Annotated in this window: 19 protein-coding genes, 1 tRNA gene and 1 other annotated feature; all 20 genes read right to left on the reverse strand. The window is 38.9% G+C overall.

The genetic code is table 11. The features are described 5' to 3' along the window. Positions 1–282: 282 nt before the first annotated feature. Positions 283–1,569, reverse strand: a complete 1,287-nt coding sequence (gene tig / locus AC1DRF_RS03190) for a trigger factor (RefSeq protein ID WP_016765666.1) — start codon at positions 1,567–1,569, stop codon at positions 283–285. 221 nt (positions 1,570–1,790) lie between these two features. Continuing rightward, the gene (locus tag AC1DRF_RS03195) at positions 1,791–2,792 is read right to left on the reverse strand and encodes a tetratricopeptide repeat protein (RefSeq protein ID WP_427075330.1); all 1,002 of its coding nucleotides are present in this window, start codon (positions 2,790–2,792) and stop codon (positions 1,791–1,793) included. Between the two features lie 101 nt (positions 2,793–2,893). Further along, the gene (leuD, locus tag AC1DRF_RS03200; RefSeq protein ID WP_427075331.1) at positions 2,894–3,484 is read right to left on the reverse strand and encodes a 3-isopropylmalate dehydratase small subunit; all 591 of its coding nucleotides are present in this window, start codon (positions 3,482–3,484) and stop codon (positions 2,894–2,896) included. Positions 3,485–3,498: 14 nt separating this feature from the next. Continuing rightward, entirely contained in the window at positions 3,499–4,914 is a 1,416-nt protein-coding gene (gene leuC / locus AC1DRF_RS03205) for a 3-isopropylmalate dehydratase large subunit (RefSeq protein WP_013059371.1), read from the reverse strand. A gap of 58 nt (positions 4,915–4,972) precedes the next feature. Further along, a complete protein-coding gene (leuB, locus tag AC1DRF_RS03210) occupies positions 4,973–6,082 on the reverse strand; it encodes a 3-isopropylmalate dehydrogenase (RefSeq protein WP_013059372.1) in 1,110 nt (369 codons plus the stop codon). A 19-nt stretch (positions 6,083–6,101) separates the two neighbouring features. Beyond that, positions 6,102–7,637 (reverse strand): 2-isopropylmalate synthase, encoded by a 1,536-nt coding sequence (locus AC1DRF_RS03215; protein ID WP_427075332.1) that lies wholly within the window; start codon positions 7,635–7,637, stop codon positions 6,102–6,104. Beyond that, positions 7,624–8,649: a ketol-acid reductoisomerase gene (ilvC, locus tag AC1DRF_RS03220; protein WP_013085141.1), complete on the reverse strand. Its 1,026-nt coding sequence runs from the start codon at positions 8,647–8,649 to the stop codon at positions 7,624–7,626. The genes AC1DRF_RS03215 and ilvC overlap by 14 nt, the downstream gene beginning before the upstream one ends. A gap of 64 nt (positions 8,650–8,713) precedes the next feature. Further along, entirely contained in the window at positions 8,714–9,226 is a 513-nt protein-coding gene (gene ilvN, locus AC1DRF_RS03225; RefSeq protein ID WP_013059375.1) for an acetolactate synthase small subunit, read from the reverse strand. Continuing rightward, positions 9,223–10,950, reverse strand: coding sequence for an acetolactate synthase large subunit (ilvB, locus tag AC1DRF_RS03230; RefSeq protein WP_155660677.1), 1,728 nt, complete (start codon positions 10,948–10,950; stop codon positions 9,223–9,225). The genes ilvN and ilvB overlap by 4 nt, the downstream gene beginning before the upstream one ends. 68 nt (positions 10,951–11,018) lie before the next feature. Then, positions 11,019–11,272: a binding site (T-box leader), on the reverse strand. Between the two features lie 324 nt (positions 11,273–11,596). Continuing rightward, positions 11,597–11,670: transfer RNA gene (locus tag AC1DRF_RS03235), tRNA-Arg, on the reverse strand. 125 nt (positions 11,671–11,795) lie between these two features. Beyond that, positions 11,796–12,308 carry a metallophosphoesterase gene (locus AC1DRF_RS03240; protein ID WP_013059377.1) on the reverse strand — a complete coding sequence of 171 codons (513 nt, stop codon included), beginning with the start codon at positions 12,306–12,308 and terminating at the stop codon, positions 11,796–11,798. 15 nt (positions 12,309–12,323) lie between these two features. Further along, positions 12,324–12,917: an XTP/dITP diphosphatase gene (locus AC1DRF_RS03245; protein WP_427075333.1), complete on the reverse strand. Its 594-nt coding sequence runs from the start codon at positions 12,915–12,917 to the stop codon at positions 12,324–12,326. 9 nt (positions 12,918–12,926) lie between these two features. Beyond that, positions 12,927–13,673: a ribonuclease PH gene (rph, locus tag AC1DRF_RS03250; RefSeq protein ID WP_162215006.1), complete on the reverse strand. Its 747-nt coding sequence runs from the start codon at positions 13,671–13,673 to the stop codon at positions 12,927–12,929. Between the two features lie 134 nt (positions 13,674–13,807). Next, on the reverse strand, positions 13,808–14,893 hold the full coding sequence (locus AC1DRF_RS03255; protein ID WP_427075334.1) for a GerMN domain-containing protein: 1,086 nt from the start codon (positions 14,891–14,893) through the stop codon (positions 13,808–13,810). Between the two features lie 113 nt (positions 14,894–15,006). After that, entirely contained in the window at positions 15,007–15,801 is a 795-nt protein-coding gene (gene racE / locus AC1DRF_RS03260; protein WP_025601441.1) for a glutamate racemase, read from the reverse strand. A gap of 10 nt (positions 15,802–15,811) precedes the next feature. Then, positions 15,812–16,255 carry a MarR family winged helix-turn-helix transcriptional regulator gene (locus tag AC1DRF_RS03265; protein WP_013059382.1) on the reverse strand — a complete coding sequence of 148 codons (444 nt, stop codon included), beginning with the start codon at positions 16,253–16,255 and terminating at the stop codon, positions 15,812–15,814. Positions 16,256–16,466: 211 nt separating this feature from the next. Then, entirely contained in the window at positions 16,467–17,081 is a 615-nt protein-coding gene (locus tag AC1DRF_RS03270; RefSeq protein WP_043976058.1) for a PH domain-containing protein, read from the reverse strand. 113 nt (positions 17,082–17,194) lie between these two features. Next, positions 17,195–18,193 (reverse strand): inorganic phosphate transporter, encoded by a 999-nt coding sequence (locus tag AC1DRF_RS03275; RefSeq protein WP_025750624.1) that lies wholly within the window; start codon positions 18,191–18,193, stop codon positions 17,195–17,197. Positions 18,194–18,208: 15 nt separating this feature from the next. Further along, on the reverse strand, positions 18,209–18,841 hold the full coding sequence (locus tag AC1DRF_RS03280; RefSeq protein WP_218039679.1) for a DUF47 domain-containing protein: 633 nt from the start codon (positions 18,839–18,841) through the stop codon (positions 18,209–18,211). 442 nt (positions 18,842–19,283) lie between these two features. Further along, positions 19,284–20,192, reverse strand: a 909-nt coding sequence (locus tag AC1DRF_RS03285) for a penicillin-binding transpeptidase domain-containing protein (protein ID WP_477740327.1), incomplete at its 5' end; no start/stop codon positions are given.

Genomic DNA, 20,192 nt, shown 5'->3' on the forward strand with positions numbered 1-20,192 from the left:
CCTCTTTATTACATAGTAAAAGCGCTATGAAAAGATTTGTATTGCATTTTACCATACATTTTCTTGAATAGATACTAAAACGTTTTATGTATATGTTGTTGATGAGCATAACAGAATGGAGATCTGCTATTATATAGTGTCCTCTTATTGGGCCTATTTCATAACCACGGATTTCAAACAATGGGTTAAAGCTGCTTCTACGGTGTTGGTTATGATATAAAAAAACTATTGAAGTTTATAAAACAAGGCACGATCAAGTCGCGCCTTGTTTCTTACTTACTATTATGCAACAGCTTTGCTGTTTTCTACAAGAAATTCAACTGCTTTACGTACTTTCATGTCTTCTTTAATGCTATCAAGACTGCCAAGCACTTTCTTAATTTCTTCGACAGGCATGTTGTACATTCCTGCCATGTTTTCTAATTCTTTTTCTACTTCTTCTTCGCTTACTTCAAGATTTTCAGCTTTTGAAATAGCTTCTAGCGTTAAGTTGATTTTCACACGCTTTTCAGCATCCGGACGCATTTGGTCGCGAAGAGCTTTTTCATCTTGACCTGAGAATTGGAAGTAAAGTTCAAGGTTAAGACCTTGCATTTGTAAACGTTGTTCAAACTCTTGCATCATACGATCCATTTCAGTGTTGAACATTGCTTCTGGAATTTCTACTTCAGCATTTTCAGCAGCTTTTTCTACTAAAGTGTCGCGAAGAGCTGATTCCGCTTGATTCTCTTTATCGCTTTGTAATTTTTCTTTTGTTTTTGCTTTTAACGCTTCTAAAGTTTCTACTTCTTCATCTACGTCTTTTGCAAACTCATCGTCTAAAGCTGGAAGCTCTTTAGATTTGATTTCGTGTAATTTCACTTTGAATTTAGCAGCTTTACCAGCTAGCTCTTCAGCGTGATACTCTTCAGGGAATGTTACTTCCACTTCTTTTTCAGCGCCTACTTCAAGACCAACTAGTTGCTCTTCAAAGCCAGGGATGAATGTGTTAGAACCGATTTCTAAAGAATAGTTTTCGCCTTTTCCGCCTTCGAATGCTTCGCCATCAACGAAACCTTCAAAGTCGATTACAGCTGTATCACCTTCAGCTACAGTTCCTTCTTCTTTAACAACTAGTTCAGCGTGACGCTCTTGAAGTGTTTTTAATTCAGCTTCAACGTCTTCGTCTGTTACAGTTGTATCTACTTTTTCTACTTCTAAGTTTTTGTATTCGCCTAATTTAACTTCAGGCTTAACAGTTACTTTAGCAGTGAAAACTAGAGGTTGTCCTTTTTCGATTGTTTCAACATCGATTTCTGGACGATCAACCGGCTCGATACCAGCTTCAACAATTGCATTGCTGTAAGCTTCAGGTAATAAGATATCTAGTGCATCTTGGTATAAAGATTCTACGCCAAAACGTTTTTCGAAAAGTGGACGAGGCATTTTACCTTTACGGAACCCTGGTACGTTTACTTGTTTTACAACTTTTGTGAATGCTTTATCTAAGGCTTTATCAAACTCAGCAGCTTCAACTTCTACTGTTAAAACGCCTTGATTTCCTTCTTGTTTTTCCCATTTTGCAGACATGAATGTTTCCCTCCAAAATCATTTTAAGTAGTGATTTCTAAACTAGATAATGCAGATAGCCTATCAGTTCAACCCTCAATCATTATCTATTTAACTCCCTATTACTTTAAAGTAAGTAGGAATGTAATGTAAAGATGAAATTCTACTATACGTATTTAAGTGCATTTTACAACCATTATATTATAACATACAACAATGACGTTTCAACTAAACACCACATTTTATATAAAAGAAATTTCTTCAATTTCTTTTAGCTCTTTAATTGCCTTTCTTAATTCAGCTGCGGAGAAACTTCCATCTTCCTCTGCTATAGCTGCATCTGACTCTTCTCCTTGCATCATCAGACTAACAGCATACACCGCTTCTGTCCAAAGTTTTACATTATCACCCGGTAAAAACGGAAATGTAATAAATAAATGACGCTGCCATATTTCAACGGCAACCTGCAGCAATGTAGGATTTTCATGCTCCAGCTTTTCCGTCAGCTGCGCTTCTACTTGCTCGGCAAACAAATACGGTGTTGTTCGTTGAAGCTGAAGCGCATTTACTTTTTTCGTCTCTCCAAACTTACTAATCATAAAATCAATGTCTACTTCTTCTTCCATGACTGTTTTTAAAGCGACTGTTTTTACGATAGGGTGAACAGCTTCAGATGAAAATAGCTGTTCCAGAAAGAAGCGCTGCTTTTCAATTCTCTTTGTTTTTAATGAATGAACCCATTCAAGCTGATCTTGAATATTGTCTAGAGCTGTGAATGATTTAAACTGCTCTAGCTGTTCTTCTTCTGTTTGTTCTTCTATGACTTGTTCTTGATTCATTCTATTCTTGCAGAACTCCAATAGCTGATAAAGCTGTTCAGCATGTTCAGAAGGGAGTTTGTGTTCTTGAATAACTGCTTGTAGAGTGACATATCCTTCATGATAGTGACCAAGCTGAATTAACACCATGAGGTACATTTGCAAATTATGATAATAATCGCCAATATCTTCTTTCAGCATTTGCTCACACAATTCTTTAGCTATGCCTGCATCACCGAGCTCCACGTGACAAATAACAAGACCAAGTAAAATTTCATGATGCTTATTATCAAGTTCGTAGGCCTGCTCAAATAAAGGAAGTGCTTCTTGAAACTGCTTGTGCTGCATATGATCTGTAGCTTTTTCAACCAACCGTTCTTTTAATAGAGGAAAAGCTACAATTTTGTTTTGTTGTTCATTCGACATGTTTTCTCCCCACTTCGCGGTCCATTTGCTTTACAGTTTAGCAATTCGGTTAACGGAACGCAAAAAAATCGAGCAAAATCATCATTTTGCTCGATTTTTGGTTAATATCTTACCGTTTTTGCTTCATAAGCAGAAATGTCGTCTTCAAAAGAAAGCGTATAGCCAATTTCATCATATCCGTTAACAAGCATATATTTCCAATGGCCATTGATATCAAACGTACGTTCAAAGCCTGCTTCATCGGTAATTTTTTGCTGATGAAGATCGATTGTACAGGCGTAAGAATCACTTTGAGACTCTTTCATTAAATAGGAAACATCTTCTTTTGGTAAAACAATAGGTAAAATACCATTTTTTAGACAGTTTTGTTTAAAAATATCCGCAAATGAAGGTGCGATAATGGCACGAAACCCATAGTCTAAAAGCGCCCATGGCGCATGTTCACGTGACGAACCACATCCGAAGTTCTCGTCAGCTACAAGAATTGTTGCTCCTTGATTTTGAGGCTGATTTAATTCAAACGTTTCATTTAACGTTTCATCTTCATTATATCGCCAATCAAAAAATAGAAATTGGCCAAACCCAGTACGCTCAATTCTTTTCAAAAATTGCTTTGGGATAATTTGATCAGTATCTACGTTTGCTCGGTCGAGACCTGCTACTTTCCCTGTGTGGATTGTAAAAGCATTCATCTGTGTTCTCCTCCTTATCGCACCGCTTGTTCTTGTAGTTTGCGCACATCAACAAAATGTCCATATACCGCTGCTGCTGCTGCCATTACCGGGCTTACTAAATGCGTTCTGGCGCCTTTTCCTTGACGTCCTTCAAAATTGCGGTTAGAAGTGGACGCACAGTGTTCGCCTTGTGGAACTAAGTCAGAGTTCATACCTAGACACATGCTGCAGCCTGAGTCTCTCCAATCAAAACCTGCTTCAATAAAAATAGCAGATAACCCTTCTTCTTCAGCCACTCGCTTTACTTTTTGAGAACCTGGTACAATGATCGCTCGCACATCTGGTGACACTTTCTTTCCTTTAATAAAGGCTGCCACGTCACGAAGATCAGACAAACGAGCATTCGTACATGAACCGATAAATACATGCTGAACTGGAATCTCTTCTATTGCCATGCCAGGCTGTAAGCCCATATACTCAAGTGCTCGTGACAAAGACTTTCTCTCAGCTTCTGTTTTACACTCTTCTAATGTAGGAACTTGCTTGCTAACATAAGAACTCATCGCCGGGTTTGTTCCCCATGTTACAACAGGTTCAATTGTATCTGCATCAATTTCCAGCGTTTCATCGTACGTTGCACCTTCATCTGTTGCTAAAGCTGCCCAAGCTTCCACTGCTTTTTCAAACTGTTCTCCTTTAGGAGCATACTGACGTCCTTTAATATAAGAGAACGTGACATCGTCTGGACTGATTAAACCAGCTTTTGCACCGGCTTCAATAGACATATTACAAATGGTCATGCGCTCTTCCATTGAAAGATCGCGAATACATTCGCCCGTAAATTCCACGATTGAACCCGTTCCAAAATTCACGCCGAATTTTTGAATTATTGCTAACACAATGTCCTTAGCATAAACGCCAGGCTGCTTTTTGCCATTCACTTTCACTTGTAGCGTTTTTGGTTTCGCTTGCCATAGCGTTTGTGTTGCTAAAACATGCTCTACCTCACTCGTTCCTATCCCAAAAGCAAGCGCTCCAAATGCACCGTGAGTAGATGTATGACTATCTCCGCACACAATGGTTTTTCCAGGCTGAGTTAATCCTAATTCCGGTCCAATGATATGCACAATTCCTTGCTCTTCACTTGTTAAATCTAAAAGCTTCACACCAAACTCATGACAGTTTTCAGATAGTTTGTCTACTTGTTTCTTTGCAATTGGATCTTTAATATTAAAACGGTCAACCGTTGGAATGTTGTGATCCATTGTAGCAAACGTTAAGTCTGGACGCTTCACTTGGCGATTTGCCACGCGAAGACCTTCAAATGCTTGAGGAGACGTTACTTCATGAATAAGATGAAGATCGATATATAATAAGTCCGGCTTCCCCTCTTCTCGACGTACAACATGTTGTTCCCAAAGCTTATCAATAATTGTTTTTGGTTTCATACTGCTCCTCCTTTCTGATTATGAAAAACGTTTCTCACAAAACGTGAGAAACGCATGATTAACTGTAAGCTGTCATAATGCTTGAAATGGCAGAATCATTGGCAATTACCGCAGTTATCGCCTCCACCATTTTATCGGTACCTAAATAATGATTACCGTCTGCTAAGTCAGCTGTTCGATGACCTGCATGTAATACACTTTCAACTGCTTGTTCAATCACTGCTGCTTCTTTTTCTAATCCAAACGAATGTCTAAGCAACATTGCTGCAGATAAAATAGCAGCAATCGGATTAGCTTTGTTTTGACCAGCAATATCTGGTGCAGAACCGTGAACCGGTTCGTATAGAGACGGACCATCAGCCGTTAAGCTCGCAGATGGCAACATTCCTAACGATCCTGTCAGCATAGAAGCCTCATCACTCAAAATATCACCAAACATATTTTCAGTTACCACTACATCAAAATACTTCGGATTACGAATTAACTGCATAGCAGCTGAATCTACAAGCATATGCTCAAGCTCTACATCCGGGTAGTCTTTTGCTACTTCTTCAGCTACTTCACGCCACACTCTACTAGACTCAAGCACATTCGCTTTATCAACAGACGTTACTTTTTTACGTCGATTTACAGCCGTATCAAATGCTTGGCGAATAATTCTTTCTATTTCTGTACGCTTATAAAATAATGTGTCGACAACTGTTTCTTCATTTCCTTCTGTTCGGCGCTCGCTAGGCTTACCAAAATATAAGCCTCCTGTTAGCTCACGGACGATAATGAAGTCAACACCTTCAATGTATTCTTTTTTCAGAGGAGAGGCATCCGCTAAGCTATCATAAAACGTCACCGGACGAAGATTAGCATATAAATCCAGTTCTTTTCGAATAGCTAGCAAACCTTTTTCCGGTCGCAAATGTGAAGGGTTACGATCCCATTTTGGCCCTCCAACCGATCCAAGTAATACAGCATCCGCCTGCTTACAAGTCTCAATTGTACTTTCTGGAAGAGGTGTGCCCGCCTCATCAATTGCAGCTCCGCCAATTAGTCCATACGTAAACTCAAATTGATGATCAAAGCGCTCTCCAATTGCTTTTAAAACGGCAACAGCGCCTTTTGTTACTTCTGTTCCTACGCCATCACCCGGTAATACAGCGACTTTTTTTGTCATGGTGGTCTCTCCCTTCAGTTCACATTACTTCTTGCTTTGTACGATGCTGCTGAATAGCAATTAAACGATTAATGGCGTTCAGATATGCTTTCGCTGACGATTCTAATACGTCAAATGCTACTCCGCGTCCGCTTGCTTCAGTTCCTTCGCTTTCAACCTTCACAAATACTTCAGCCAGTGCGTCCGGCCCACCGTTAATAGACTGAATACGATAGTCTAATAGTTTTACATCTTGTTCAACACAGCGCTGCAGCGTATTATAGATAGCTTCCACGCTTCCAGATCCCGTAGCTGCTTCTTGAATCTCTTCGCCGTTTTCTTTGCGAAGGGTAATCGTAGCCGTTGGAATATTGTTCGTACCATACTGAACTTGCAGACTTTCAAGCTTATATTCACTGTCTTTGCTAACTTGCTTTTGAATGACTAATGCCAATAAATCATCATCGGTAATGTCTTTTTTCTTATCTGCTAAGTCTTTAAACTTCTCAAAAAGCACGTTTGCTTCTGTATCTTTCAATGTAAATCCAAGCTCTACTAAGCGTGTACGGAACGCATGACGGCCTGAGTGTTTACCAAGCACAATTGGATTTTGTTTAACACCCACAAGTTCTGGGGAAATAATCTCATATGTTAACGGATTTTTTAAGACGCCATCTTGGTGAATACCTGATTCATGAGCAAAAGCATTTTTTCCGACAATTGCTTTATTTGGTGCAATATTCATTCCGGTAAGCTTACTGATAATGTCACTCGTACGCTTAATTTCAGGCAAGATAAGACCTGTGCTCGCTTGATAGAAATCTTGACGGACATGAAGCGCAAGTGCTACTTCTTCAAGAGCTGCGTTACCCGCACGTTCTCCGATTCCGTTAATCGTTCCTTCAATTTGAGTAGCTCCTGCTTCAATCGCAGCCATTGAATTGGCCACAGCTAGCCCTAAGTCATCGTGACAGTGAGCTGACAAATCAACTTTATGAATATTTGACACATGTTCTTTTAAGTAATTAAATACTGATTGATAGTCACCAGGAGTGATAAATCCTACTGTATCTGGAATATTAACGACTTTTGCACCAGCATCAATAACGGCTTCTACAATTCTAGCTAAAAACGGTAAATCTGTTCGACATGCATCTTCAGCAGACCATTGAACAACCGGGAATTTTTCACTTGCGTACTTCACCATTTCCACTGCTGTTTCAAGTACTTCATCAGGTGTTTTTTTCAATTTATGCTGCATATGAATTTCGGAAGTAGCGATAAAAACATGCAGTCTTGGTTCTGCACTTTCTTTTAACGCTTCCCATGCAATGTCAATATCTTTTGTAACAGACCTTGCAAGGCCTGTTACAGAAGAATTTTTGACAATAGACGCAATTTCTTTTACGGATTGAAAATCACCTTTTGAAGAAGCGGGAAATCCGGCTTCAATGATGTCGATACCTAATCGCTCTAACTGCTTAGCAATTTCAAGCTTTTCTTGTAGGTTCAAATTGACTCCAGGTGACTGTTCACCATCGCGTAGCGTCGTGTCAAATAGTTTAATTTTTTGCACTAGCGATCACCGCTTCTTTCTTTTGTTTTTTAACAAATGGCATCATTTCACGTAATTGAGCGCCAACTTTTTCAATTAAATGTTCGTTTTCACGGTTATTGATAGCTGTAAATTCCGGACGATTTGCTTGGTTTTCTAGGATCCAGCCTTTTGCAAATTTACCTGTTTGGATATCTTCAAGCACTTTTTTCATTTGTTCTTTTGAACGCTCATCTACAACGCGTGGTCCTGAAACGAAGTCACCCCATTGAGCTGTATCAGAGATTGAATAACGCATGCCTTCCATTCCGCCTTCATACATAAGGTCAACAATTAATTTTAATTCGTGTAAACACTCAAAATATGCAACTTCCGGTTGGTAGCCAGCTTCTACAAGCGTTTCAAAACCAGCTTTAACTAATGAAGTTAAACCACCGCAAAGTACTGCTTGCTCACCGAAAAGATCTGTTTCTGTTTCTTCTTTAAATGTTGTTTCTAACACACCCGCACGAGCTGAACCGATTGCTTTAGCATAAGCTAACGCTACGTCTTTTGCTTCTCCAGTTACATCTTGGAATACTGCGAATAACGCCGGTACGCCAGCTCCTTCTTCATACGTTCTTCTTACAAGGTGACCAGGACCTTTTGGAGCTACTAAGAATACGTCAACGAATTCAGGTGCTACGATTTGGTTAAAGTGAATGTTGAAACCGTGAGCAAATACTAAAGATTTTCCTGGTTTTAGTCCTGGAAGAATTTCTTCGTTATAAACTTTTGGCTGATACTCATCTGGAAGTAATACCATTACTACTTCTGCTTGTTGAACTGCATCTTTTACAGATAATACAGTGAAACCGTCTTGCTCTGCTTGGTCCCATGATTTACCTTTACGTAATCCTACTACCACGTTTACTCCGCTGTCGCGTAAGTTTTGTGCATGGGCATGACCTTGTGAACCATAGCCTACGATTGCTACTGTTTTACCTTGTAATAATTGATCCTTTGCATCTCCGTTATAATATACCTTTGTCATAATAAATCTCTCCTCTTAGTTTATATAGTTTTATATAGTTTACTTGGTTAGTAACTAGCTAGAATTAAATGATTGATGAAAGTTTGGCTGCCGCTTTTTGCGTACCGCGCGGAACAGCTACTGTTCCCGTGCGCGTTACTTCTTTTAATCCATAAGGCTGAAGCAGATCAATCATCGCTTCAATCTTGCTGGATTCACCTGTTACTTGAATAATCAAGCTGTCGCGGCTTACATCAATGATGGTTGCACGGAAAGGTTCAATTACTGCATAAAGTTCGTTACGGCTCGCTGGCGTAGAGGCTACTTTCATTAAAGCAAGCTCTCTTGATACCACCGCTTGATCCGTAATATCTTGAACCTTCAACACGTCAATCTGCTTATTTAACTGCTTAATCACTTGTTCAGCAGCGTTATCATGCTCTACGTTCACAACAAATGTCATGCGTGATACATCTTCAGATTCAGTGTGACCTACCGAAATACTCTCAATATTGAAATTTCTTTTTGTAAATAACCCCGTCACGCGATTTAATACACCCGCACGGTTTAATACAGTTGCTGTAATAATTCGCTTCATGGTTTCACCCCTACCATTTCATGTAATCCTTTTCCAGGTGCAACCATTGGATATACGTTTTCTTTAGGTGCGACAAAGAAATTTAGTAGAACAGGTCCATCTGTTTCCATTGCTTCTTTCAAAGCCGCATGCGCTTCTTCTTCAGTAGAAGCTTGTAAACCTTTGATATCATAAGCTTCTGCAAGCTTCATTAAATTAGGCTGATTCGGAATTAAAGAGTGTGAGTAGCGTTCTTCATAGAAGATTTCTTGCCACTGACGAACCATACCAAGCGACTGATTGTTAAGTACAACCACTTTTACAGGTAAATTTAATTCTCTAATAACTCCTAATTCTTGAAGCGTCATTTGAAATCCACCGTCACCAACGACTGCTACAACTGTTTTATCTTTGTTTGCCAGCTGAGCGCCGATTGCAGAAGGTAATCCAAAGCCCATAGTGCCAAGACCACCTGAAGTTACCCATCGATCTGGATTATTAAATGTGTAGTATTGAGCTACCCACATTTGATGTTGCCCAACGTCCGTTGTAACCACGGCATCTCCATTTGTATACTTGTGAAGCAACTCAACTACTTTTTGTGGTTTTAACACGTCCGCTGAGTTCTGATACCATAATGGATATTCTTGCTTCCACGCCGCTAATTTCTCATGCCATTTCGTATAATCTCCAACTTCTCCTTCTTGCAGAAGCAATTGCTTCAATACTTCTTTTGCATCTCCAACAATTGGAATCTTGGTTGGAACATTCTTTCCAATTTCCGCTGGGTCGATGTCAATGTGCGCAATTTTTGCATTTGGTGCAAAATGCTTTAAGTTACCTGTTACTCGGTCATCAAAGCGTGCACCGATACTAATGAGAAGATCACTCTCATAAATTGCCATGTTTGCTGTGTACGTTCCGTGCATGCCAGCCATTCCTAAATGAAGCGGATGATCTGCAGGAAAACAGCCCAATCCTAAAAGCGTATTAATAACGGGAATATTTTGACGCTCAGCATAATTTTTTAATTCTTCTGAACCTTTACTCAATAGCACTCCCGCGCCTGCTAGGATAACAGGTTGTTTTGCAGCTGCTACTGCGTCTGTTAATTTTTTAACCTGCAGCTGATTTGGAAAATAAGTTGGCTGATAGCCAGGTAAATCAATTTCTCCTTCGTAATTAAATGTTCCATCACCCTGTGCCATATCTTTTGGAATGTCGATTAAGACTGGACCAGGTCTTCCTGTTGTCGCAATATGAAATGCCTCTTTGATGATTCTCGGCATATCGCTGATATTGCGTACTTGATAGCTATGTTTTGTAATTGGCATTGTGATCCCTAATACATCTGCTTCTTGGAACGCGTCAGAACCAATTACACTTGAAGCTACTTGACCAGTAAAAACAACTAAAGGAAGTGAGTCAATCATCGCATCTGCCAAACCTGTTACGATATTTGTTGCACCAGGACCACTTGTTGCGATAACTACACCGGGTTTGCCTGAAATTCTTGCGTACCCTTCTGCTGCGTGAATTCCACCTTGTTCGTGACGAGCAAGTACGTGAAACATTCCTGAACCATATAGCTTATCGTAAATCGGTAAAACGGCTCCCCCTGGGTAACCGAAGATGACGTCAACATTTTCTCTTCTTAGAGATTCAATCAACATGTCAGCTCCATTCATTTGTGCCCCAGTGCTTACAGGTTCTTTCGTTTGCATATTGGCTCCCACTTTTCTCATCCTTTCGTTTTCTAGATAAAAGAAAAAAGACTTCTCACCCCTAAATAGACCCTATCAAATGATATAGGTCAAGGGGCGAAAAGTCTTTTGTACTTTACGCGGTACCACCCTCGTTTGTAATCGTAATGATTACCTTATGAATGTATACTGTACATTCTTTTTGATAACGAGTGCTTTGGAAGTACACTCGGTCGCCCTTACTGAATTTCAGGGTGACACTCTGAGGTGAGTTCATTTTGAGTTGGTAACATCGGCTTCCAGCAACCCGACTCTCTGTTGATACCTAAACATCAAAACTACTTATCCTCTTCAACGTTTTAAAACGCTATATGCTTTTTGAACAATGCTTTACACATCATATTTTAAATTAATTACAATTAATTAAAATTTTTAGAAAACTTATATTTGAGGACTATCTTACGCCCATTTCTATGCATAGTCAACCACTTTTCAAGATTTTTTTAGACAATTTAGACTAAACAGAATATTTGAATGCGTTTTCATTATTGATGTAATAAGGGTTTACAGCAGTTCAAAAAGTTTTTCTGAAACGTTCATTTGTACACACTGAATGAACAAACATTCATTTTTAAGATAAATAAAAAACCTGGCTTTTACTAAAAAGTAAAAGCCAGGTTTTTCTGGACGTCCCAGGAGAGATTCGAACTCCCGACCGACGGCTTAGAAGGCCGTTGCTCTATCCTGCTGAGCTACTGGGACATAATGTTAAAGTGTATCAAAGACAATACTTATTATATTCAAATATAATTTAAAAGTCAACGTTTTTTTGAAATTTTATGAGAAGAGAGGTAAAAAACCTTCTCTTCTCCCTATATTTGGCTATATTATGCTGAAAGTGTACAGGTTAACTGCATGCTAGGAATATGTTTACCGCTTATATCGTAAAACTGCACGGTAGCTTCTGTACCATCCATTACTAGTATAGCATACGTACGTTCTTTTCTCATACGAGGAAGTAACATACTTCCTGGATTGATAAATAAAACTCCGTCCATGAGCTCAGCTCCCGCTATGTGAGAATGCCCAAAACAAACAACGTTTGCCCCGACTTCTCTCGCTTTGTAATGCAGATTCATCATAGACATTTTAACATTATATAAGTGACCGTGTGTAACCAGACACGTAGCTTCTCCAAGCGACTCTACTCGATCATTAACGTAAGATGCATCGTAGTCACAATTTCCTCGAACGCCTAAAAATGCAGACATTTCTTTGCTGTCTTGCGGCAACTCAGAGTCCCCACAATGGATCATCTTATCTACATCAGCATGTCTCTCTCTGATAGTGAGCAGCTCTTCTTGTAACCCGTGGCTATCGCTTACAATTAATAGTTTCACACGTCATCACTCCTTCTAAAATTGCGCATCAATTAGCGGTGTTAGTCTTTTTAACGCATTTGCTCGGTGACTAATCTGATTTTTTTGCTCTTTGGTCAATTCTGCCATGGAGCATCTCCATTTTTCTACAAAGAAAATGGGATCGTACCCAAAACCGTTTTCCCCTCTTTTTTCCTCCAAGATGTGCCCTTCACACGTGCCTTCTACAATTTCGGTTCTCTTTCCGGGCACTGCAATAGCAAGAGCGCAATGAAAGCGTGCGGTGCGCTTTTCAAACGGCACGTCATTTAATTTTTGAAGTACCTTCTCTATATTAGCATTATCATCTTTATTTTCACCAGCATAACGCGCGGAATAAACGCCTGGCTCCCCGTTTAAGGCATCAATAGCAAGCCCCGAATCATCGGCAATGACTGGCTTATTTAATGCGGATGAAATGGCCTCTGCTTTTAGCGTGGCATTCTCTGCAAATGTAACGCCCGTTTCTTCCACATCTTCAATCTCAGGAAAATCAAGAAGCGATTTTACTTTAAATCCCTTCGGTGAGAAAAGTGTTTCAAAATCTTTTACTTTGCCTGCATTTTTAGTTGCAATAATGATTTCACGCACGTTAATCCCTTACCTTTCTTTAACCGGAATGTAAGCAGCCAGGTGATCAAGAACTTCCTTTTGCTGTTCAATCAATTGATAAACACCCTTTTCCCCTAAATCTAGAAGATGGTTTAACTGTTCTCTCGAAAACGTCGATTCCTCTCCCGTTCCCTGTAATTCTACAAACTTTCCGCTTCCTGTCATCACAATATTCATGTCAACTTCCGCTGTCGAATCTTCTTCATAATTTAAATCTAAAATCGAATTTTCTCCATGAATACCTACTGAAGTCGCAGCTAAGTAGTCACGAATAGGAATTTCTGTGAGCTTGTTCTCTTCAACCAGCTTTCCAAACGCTAAAACCATAGCCACAAAAGCACCTGTAATCGATGCTGTTCTTGTGCCGCCATCTGCTTGAATAACATCACAATCAATCCAAATTGTCTTTTCTCCGACCTTTTCCAGATCGACTACAGAACGAAGAGCTCGTCCGATTAGACGCTGAATTTCCATTGTTCGTCCTGTGACTTTACCTTTTGATGATTCACGTATATTTCTTTGTGCCGTAGCTCGAGGCAGCATAGAATATTCAGCTGTAATCCATCCTTTTCCTTGCCCACGCATAAAAGGAGGCACTCTGTCGTCTATGCTTGCGGTACAAATAACCTTTGTGTCTCCCACCGAGATTAATACAGATCCTTCTGGATGCTTTAAGTATGAAGTATGAAGAGATACAGATCTCAATTCATTAAATTCCCTACCGTCCAAACGCATTAAGCATGTCCTCCTATTCATTCATTTATATGTAATAGTCTCTTCCATTTTAACTATAAAACAGCGGAAAGAGGTCGCTATTTCAGCAGACCTCTTTCTACTTAGTCCTTTACTAGTATAACAAAAATTTGTTTTTAAAAACTACCTGTGTTCACATTTTTCGGTCTTGAAACTGGTTCCGTTAATTTTTTCCCTTTTTCATCTTTTAGCGTTTTTTTGCCATTCACTTTAATGGCAACGCTGTCTACGGCTTTTTGTTCCGTCAGAGATAACACTAAGGAGTCGAGAACATGCTGAGAAATTTCCGTTCCTTTCAAATTCCCAAAGATGTTTTTATTAAAGTTCAGCGTTAACTCACCGTCCGCATACTTTGGAGCTGCTACGAGCTTTGCATCGGGATTAAAGTCTGTCACTAAACCTGATGCAGGCGCAGGTCCTTCTACAAGCTCGTTCACAATTGCAGTGTACATATCTTTGTCATCAGAAGCAATTCGTTTTGTGACAGGAACATAGTAAGTTTGTTTGCCCTCTTGAGCTAAGTAATAAATCGTAACTGGCTTCGTTTGAGTTACGTCAACTACTCCAGTATTATCAAAGTTAATGCCATCTGCTCTGCTCAACCCTTTACTGATTGGCGTATGATTTACAGGCATCTCATCTTTATCATAGCCGTTAATGCGAATTTTAACTTTATTTACGCCTTCAAACTGCGTCAGCGTCCAAGTGACGGCCTGCAGAATACGGAGTTCATCTTCTTTTTTATACTCAGCAAATTCAGGTGAAAAATCTGCTATCATCGTGCCGTCACTTTCCAGCTTTGTCCCTAAAACTCTTGTATCAGCAGGAAGAACCGCTCGGAAATTATTTGGCAATAAGTTTGTGACCGGTCCACCCTCTACTAAATATTCAAGAGACTGTTTAGCGACACCTTTTGATTTAGGAATTTCAAGCGTCTGGGGAACAACGTACCCGTTTTTATCAATTAAGTAGAGTTCTCTTTTGGTAGGCGCAGATGTTTCTGCGGCTTTACTTTGTTTTTTATTAGCTTCCGTTACTTTCGCTTCAGTCGCTAATGATTTTTCATCTTTCACATAGGTGACATCCTTTGGCGGATCAATTTCCTTTGCTGCGTTATCCCCTCCGAAAAGTCCACAGCCGGATAACAATACAGATGTGGTCACCACGGCGGATATGAGAACAAGTTGGGTCTTTTTGGACATTCCTTTCCCTCCTCAGACTGTTTGTACTACTATGTATACGAGCTTTTTTGCATTTTAGACCAGCTCAAAAAAGTTTTTGTCCACAAAAAAAACCGAGCATGATATGCACGGTTTTAAAGCTTGATATGTTCAACATTATATACAGGGTGCTCAAACCATTTAGATGCAATAGATTGAAACAGTTCTGTTGATCCTGTTGTAAAGAAGTAGTGTTCAGGCTCCATGTTTCTAGGAGCTAGTAAATTGCTATAAGAAAGAATGGCACTTACCTCTATTGCCGTTTCTTCGCCAGAACTGATTAACTGAACTCTAGGCCCAATTGCTTCTTGAATAACTGGCTTTAATAACGGATAATGCGTACATCCTAAAATAAGGGTATCCATATCTGTATGATAAAAAGGTTTTAATGTTTCTTTTACAATTCGCTGTGCTTCCGGTCCTTCATAATTACCGCTCTCTACAAGAGGTACAAACAAAGGGCATGCTAAATTTTCCACTTCCACTCTCGTATGAAGAGCGCGGAGTGCATGTGTATAGGCTTGACTTTTCACGGTTCCGTTTGTGCCGATTACGCCTATTTTATGATTTTTAGTTACTTTAAGCGCAGCGCGTGATCCTGGTTCAATGACGCCTATAACCGGAATATCGAGCTGTTCTTGAATTTCATCCAGCACAACTGCCGTAGCCGTATTACACGCAATAACAAGCATTTTAATATCTTTATCTACTAAATAATTAGTCATCTCCCACGTGAAAGCTCGTACTTCTTCACTAGGGCGAGGACCGTATGGGCAGCGGGCTGTATCTCCAATGTACATAATTTGTTCTTTCGGAAGCTGTCTCATAATTTCCTTTGCTACCGTTAATCCGCCCACACCTGAATCTATAACACCAATTGGTCTACTCAAAACAATCGCCTCATTTTTCTTTCATTTCATCATGCAATTTTCGTAACGTTACTCGTAAAACTTCCGTTTCACTCGGAGAGAAGTTTGCCAGTACGCCATTTAAATACGTTTGTCGCTTTTCAATTACTTCTTCGATAACACGTGCTCCTTCAGGAAGCAAATGAATACGCACTACGCGGCGGTCTTTTGGATCTTTTACCCGAACCACCAACTTATTTTTTTCCATACGATCTACTAAATCTGTCGTTGTACTACAAGCAAGAAAAATACGATTTGATAAATCACCAATCGTCATATCTCCACGTTCAAACAGCCACTGCAAAGCAATAAACTGAGGTGGCGTAATCGTATAGTCTTCTAAAATTTCTCTTCCTTTTTGTTTCACAATCGCTGCAATATGTCGAAGTGACTTCTCTAATTCTGCCACTGTATCCTCATTATTTTTTGCTGTCATACCGTAATCCTTTCCACCTATAAGTCTTATTTTCTATTATTTCTTTCAGTTAAACCCGTCTCTATTGTTTCTCTTTTCTATTTTATATTGTGCTCTTTTTTCAGTGATTTTTCAAGGTTAACATGAGGATTCTACAACGTTCATCATAAGTCTACATACTCTCATTCAGCATTAAAAAACAGCTGCTCCATAAAAGGAGCAGCTGTTTCTATTAATTATTGATATACAGCTCGAAAACTGAGCTGAAATCTTTTGTTGTGTAGGCTGTTTTTTTATCTAATAACCAAGAAAACGCAGCTTCGTTAATTTCTTTAAATTCACCAGCAACACTTCCACTTGTATTTCTTGTACTGCTTAGCGTAGAAGAAGCTAGCTGAATGCTTTGTTTAGCAAAATCGAGCGCAATTTCATTTTCACGCGTTATTTCAGATATTTTAAACAGCGCTTTATATAAATCTTTTACCTCTTCTATATGCTTTTTGTGTACATCGATAGAAAACGTCTCCGAGCCAATTTTAAATTTAATTTCCACATCTAAATCGACAGTTCCAGCCGTTTCTAGCATCACGTTTGAAATGTGATTTGTGCTGTAGTTATAGCGGCGAAGCATTCGCTTTTTGCTTGTAGCACTTGTTCCATCAAGATGAATGAGCGCTTTATTGGTAAAGCAATATTCATCTGACTTTGATTTGATTAGAAAATAAATTTTTTCTTGTTCTTCATGCATAACGTAATCGTCTGCATCTACCTTGTCATAATCAACTGGCTTAATAACAGAACCAATATCACTGAGCCCTAATACATCAGCAGCCACTTTTCCAAACATTTCCTCATCTCCCTTTTAAAAACAATTGTGTTATTTTCATGTTTTAAGTGTACTGTGCAAATGAGGGGATGTAAATAAAAAAAGGAGCTTCTTAAAAAGAAGCTCCACATTTATTAAAATAACAAATTTAAAATCATATAGATAAGTGCAGCTAATGAAGCTGAAATTGGCAATGTGATAACCCATGTAATCACCATGCGCTGTGCAGTTCCCCATTTTACACCTTTCACTCGGTGAGCAGAACCTACACCTAAGATAGAAGATGAAATAACATGAGTAGTACTGACAGGTAGATGAACAAACGTTGCTCCAAAGATAATGGCAGCACCTGTTAAGTCCGCAGCTACTCCATTAACAGGACGAATTTTCATAATTTTACCGCCAACGGTTTTAATGATTTTCCATCCACCAATTGACGTTCCAAGTCCCATTGCCACCGCACAAGCCAGCTGTACCCACCACTGAATCTCAGTACCGCTTTGCATATTGTTAGCAATAAGCGCTAGCGTAATGATACCCATTGCTTTTTGCGCATCATTCGTACCGTGTGTGTAAGATTGTAGGGCTGCAGTCAGGATTTGAACGCGTCGAAAACGCTTATTCGTTTTCGTCAAGTTATGGTTTTTAAACGTTAGTTTGATAATCGTATAGACGATATAACCTACTACAAAGGCTAGAACTGGTGAAATTAGAAGGGCTTCAATGATTTTGATGAAACCTTTGTAATTTAAAGCACCAAATCCAGCAGCTGCAATAGCTGCTCCTGCAATCGATCCAATAATTGCATGAGAAGAACTACTCGGGATACCGAAATACCATGTGATTAGGTTCCACGCGATAGCAGAAATTAATGCTGCTAAAATAACGACAGAACCATTTTGAAGCGTATAAGGATCAACGATATCCTTTGTAATCGTTTTGGCTACGCCCGTAAACGTCATAGCACCGACAAAGTTCATGGTTGCGGCTAAAAGAATTGCATGTCGCGGTTTTAAAGCTTTGGTTGAAACAGAAGTCGCAATGGCATTAGCTGTATCGTGAAATCCGTTGATAAAGTCAAAACCAAGTGCACCAACTACAATTAGAATGGTTAATATTAGCATCGAATCCATTATAATATAGCCCCGTTACGCATTCTTCATAATAACTGATTCTAAGTTGTTCGCAACCGTTTGACAATAATCCGCGATTTCTTCTAGCGTTTCATAAATTTCTTTATATTGAATAACTTTAATTGGATCTTTACATGTTGCAAATAATTGTTTTAGTGCACGACGATATAATGTATCACAATGTGACTCATACTCTTTAATTTTAATTGCATGTTCACTAATTTGAAGAAGCTTTTTCTCAGACAACAAATTAATAGTAATTAAAATCTCTTCAGCACAGCCTTGAATATTTTTAACAAATTCAGCTACATATTCATCAAATGTCGTAATTGAATGAATTTCCATTAAAGCAGCAAAGCTGTCGATGCCATCAAGTACATCATCCATGCTCATTGCTAGCTGTAAAATATCTTCACGCTCAATTGGAGTAATAAATGCTTTGTTCAACTCAGTAATCACTGTATGCACGTATTTATCACCTTTTGATTCATACGCTTTTAAAACATTGGCAAATTCCTTTAGGTCAGATACATTTTGAAGTTCAAAGCTGCCTAAAAAATCTGCTGAGTCCTTAATATTTTGGGCAATGTCCATTAACATTTCAGAAAACTTGTCTTTTTTTCTTTTGATCACGTTGCAATCCTCCATCCAATTTATCGAAACTTTACCACTCGTTTTTTCTCTCTATCTTTTTATATGTGTTCTAGTTTCTTTTTTCATTTAAAGTAATGGATAAAACTTAGCTGTTCATTACTATAACGAGAGAAACCACCTCTCTTGTGTATCAAAAAATTCTAAAAAAACAAACGTTTACCAGAGCAAAAGTCCCAAAAGGTGGTTCTTTTACTTATAGGTTATGCGATTCATTTTTTTACGCCAAGTCAAAAATTACTCCTATTATTGTTAATTGTCAATAACTTTTCAAACACATTTTTTTAGGTCTCTTTACAATACATTAACAATAATACGTTCATTCCTTTTAAAATAAGGGTTTTCAGAGTTTGTATAAAACTGGGATTTACAAAAACTTAACATTACTCCCCTTGTGTAAATAATAAAAGCCAGCTCCTTTAGAACTGGCTTTTATTATTTACTTATTATATTGCTGAAATACATTTTTTACTTTCGGCACGACGTAATGACTTCCGCCTTTATCTTCTACTCCTTCAACCATCATTGAAACGAGTAGGTTTTTCTGTTTTGTATCCACAGCTACAAACCAGCCGTTTTCCTGCCCTTTTTCACCTTGAGTTTTCTTTAATTCTGCCGTTCCAGTTTTTCCAGCTAGGGTTAACCCATCTATCTTTGCAGCATGACCCGTACCGTTTTTATCTTCAATGACATCAACTAAATCATTTTGAATTAATTGCGCCGTTTCTTTAGATATTACTTGTTTTTTCCATATTCCACTCTCATTACCATTCATAAGAATAGGCTTTACTATGTTTCCATCCTTTACAATCGATGTATACATCAATGCCAAGTGGAGAGGATTCACTTGCAGTTTCCCCTGGCCATAGCCAGAGTTTGCTAATACTCCCTCATCTTTAATATCTTGATCACCTGCAATTTTAGACGTTTCAAAAGGATAATTAACAGGCATTTTTTGATTGAACCCAAACTGTTTTAAACCACTGTTAAATTTGTCTAAACCTAGCTTCAAAGCAGTCTGCGCAAAATAAATATTATCAGATGTAACATAAGCATCACGTAAATTAACATTCGGCTTGCTTCCCACTCGTGTTACGGAGAAATTTCCCCAGCTTTTATCTTTTTGCCATTTCTTCCCGCTGATTGATATACTTTCGTTTGGATTTACCGCACCTTCATCAACCGCTAAAGCTCCCGTGACTAACTTAAATGTAGATCCCGGGGAATACGTTTTGGTAAAGCGATTCATTAACGGCTTATCGGGATTCGTTGAAAGGGATTGGTACGTATTAGCATCGATTCCAAAAGAAAAAGAATTCGGATCAAAAGCTGGCGTGCTTACAAGACA

It is taken from the genome of Priestia sp. P5_B4 (assembly GCF_056400385.1).

Excerpts from the sequence above, each read along its gene's own strand:
- tig (WP_016765666.1), bottom strand. The coding sequence starts at position 1,569 with ATGTCTGCAAAATGGGAAAAACAAGAAGGAAATCAAGGCGTTTTAACA.
- AC1DRF_RS03195 (WP_427075330.1), bottom strand. The coding sequence starts at position 2,792 with ATGTCGAATGAACAACAAAACAAAATTGTAGCTTTTCCTCTATTAAAA.
- leuD (WP_427075331.1), bottom strand. The coding sequence starts at position 3,484 with ATGAATGCTTTTACAATCCACACAGGGAAAGTAGCAGGTCTCGACCGA.
- leuC (WP_013059371.1), bottom strand. The coding sequence starts at position 4,914 with ATGAAACCAAAAACAATTATTGATAAGCTTTGGGAACAACATGTTGTA.
- leuB (WP_013059372.1), bottom strand. The coding sequence starts at position 6,082 with ATGACAAAAAAAGTCGCTGTATTACCGGGTGATGGCGTAGGAACAGAA.
- ilvC (WP_013085141.1), bottom strand. The coding sequence starts at position 8,649 with ATGACAAAGGTATATTATAACGGAGATGCAAAGGATCAATTATTACAA.
- ilvN (WP_013059375.1), bottom strand. The coding sequence starts at position 9,226 with ATGAAGCGAATTATTACAGCAACTGTATTAAACCGTGCGGGTGTATTA.
- ilvB (WP_155660677.1), bottom strand. The coding sequence starts at position 10,950 with ATGAGAAAAGTGGGAGCCAATATGCAAACGAAAGAACCTGTAAGCACT.
- rph (WP_162215006.1), bottom strand. The coding sequence starts at position 13,673 with ATGCGTTTGGACGGTAGGGAATTTAATGAATTGAGATCTGTATCTCTT.
- AC1DRF_RS03255 (WP_427075334.1), bottom strand. The coding sequence starts at position 14,893 with ATGTCCAAAAAGACCCAACTTGTTCTCATATCCGCCGTGGTGACCACA.
- AC1DRF_RS03265 (WP_013059382.1), bottom strand. The coding sequence starts at position 16,255 with ATGACAGCAAAAAATAATGAGGATACAGTGGCAGAATTAGAGAAGTCA.
- AC1DRF_RS03270 (WP_043976058.1), bottom strand. The coding sequence starts at position 17,081 with ATGTTTGGAAAAGTGGCTGCTGATGTATTAGGGCTCAGTGATATTGGT.
- AC1DRF_RS03275 (WP_025750624.1), bottom strand. The coding sequence starts at position 18,193 with ATGGATTCGATGCTAATATTAACCATTCTAATTGTAGTTGGTGCACTT.
- AC1DRF_RS03280 (WP_218039679.1), bottom strand. The coding sequence starts at position 18,841 with ATGGAGGATTGCAACGTGATCAAAAGAAAAAAAGACAAGTTTTCTGAA.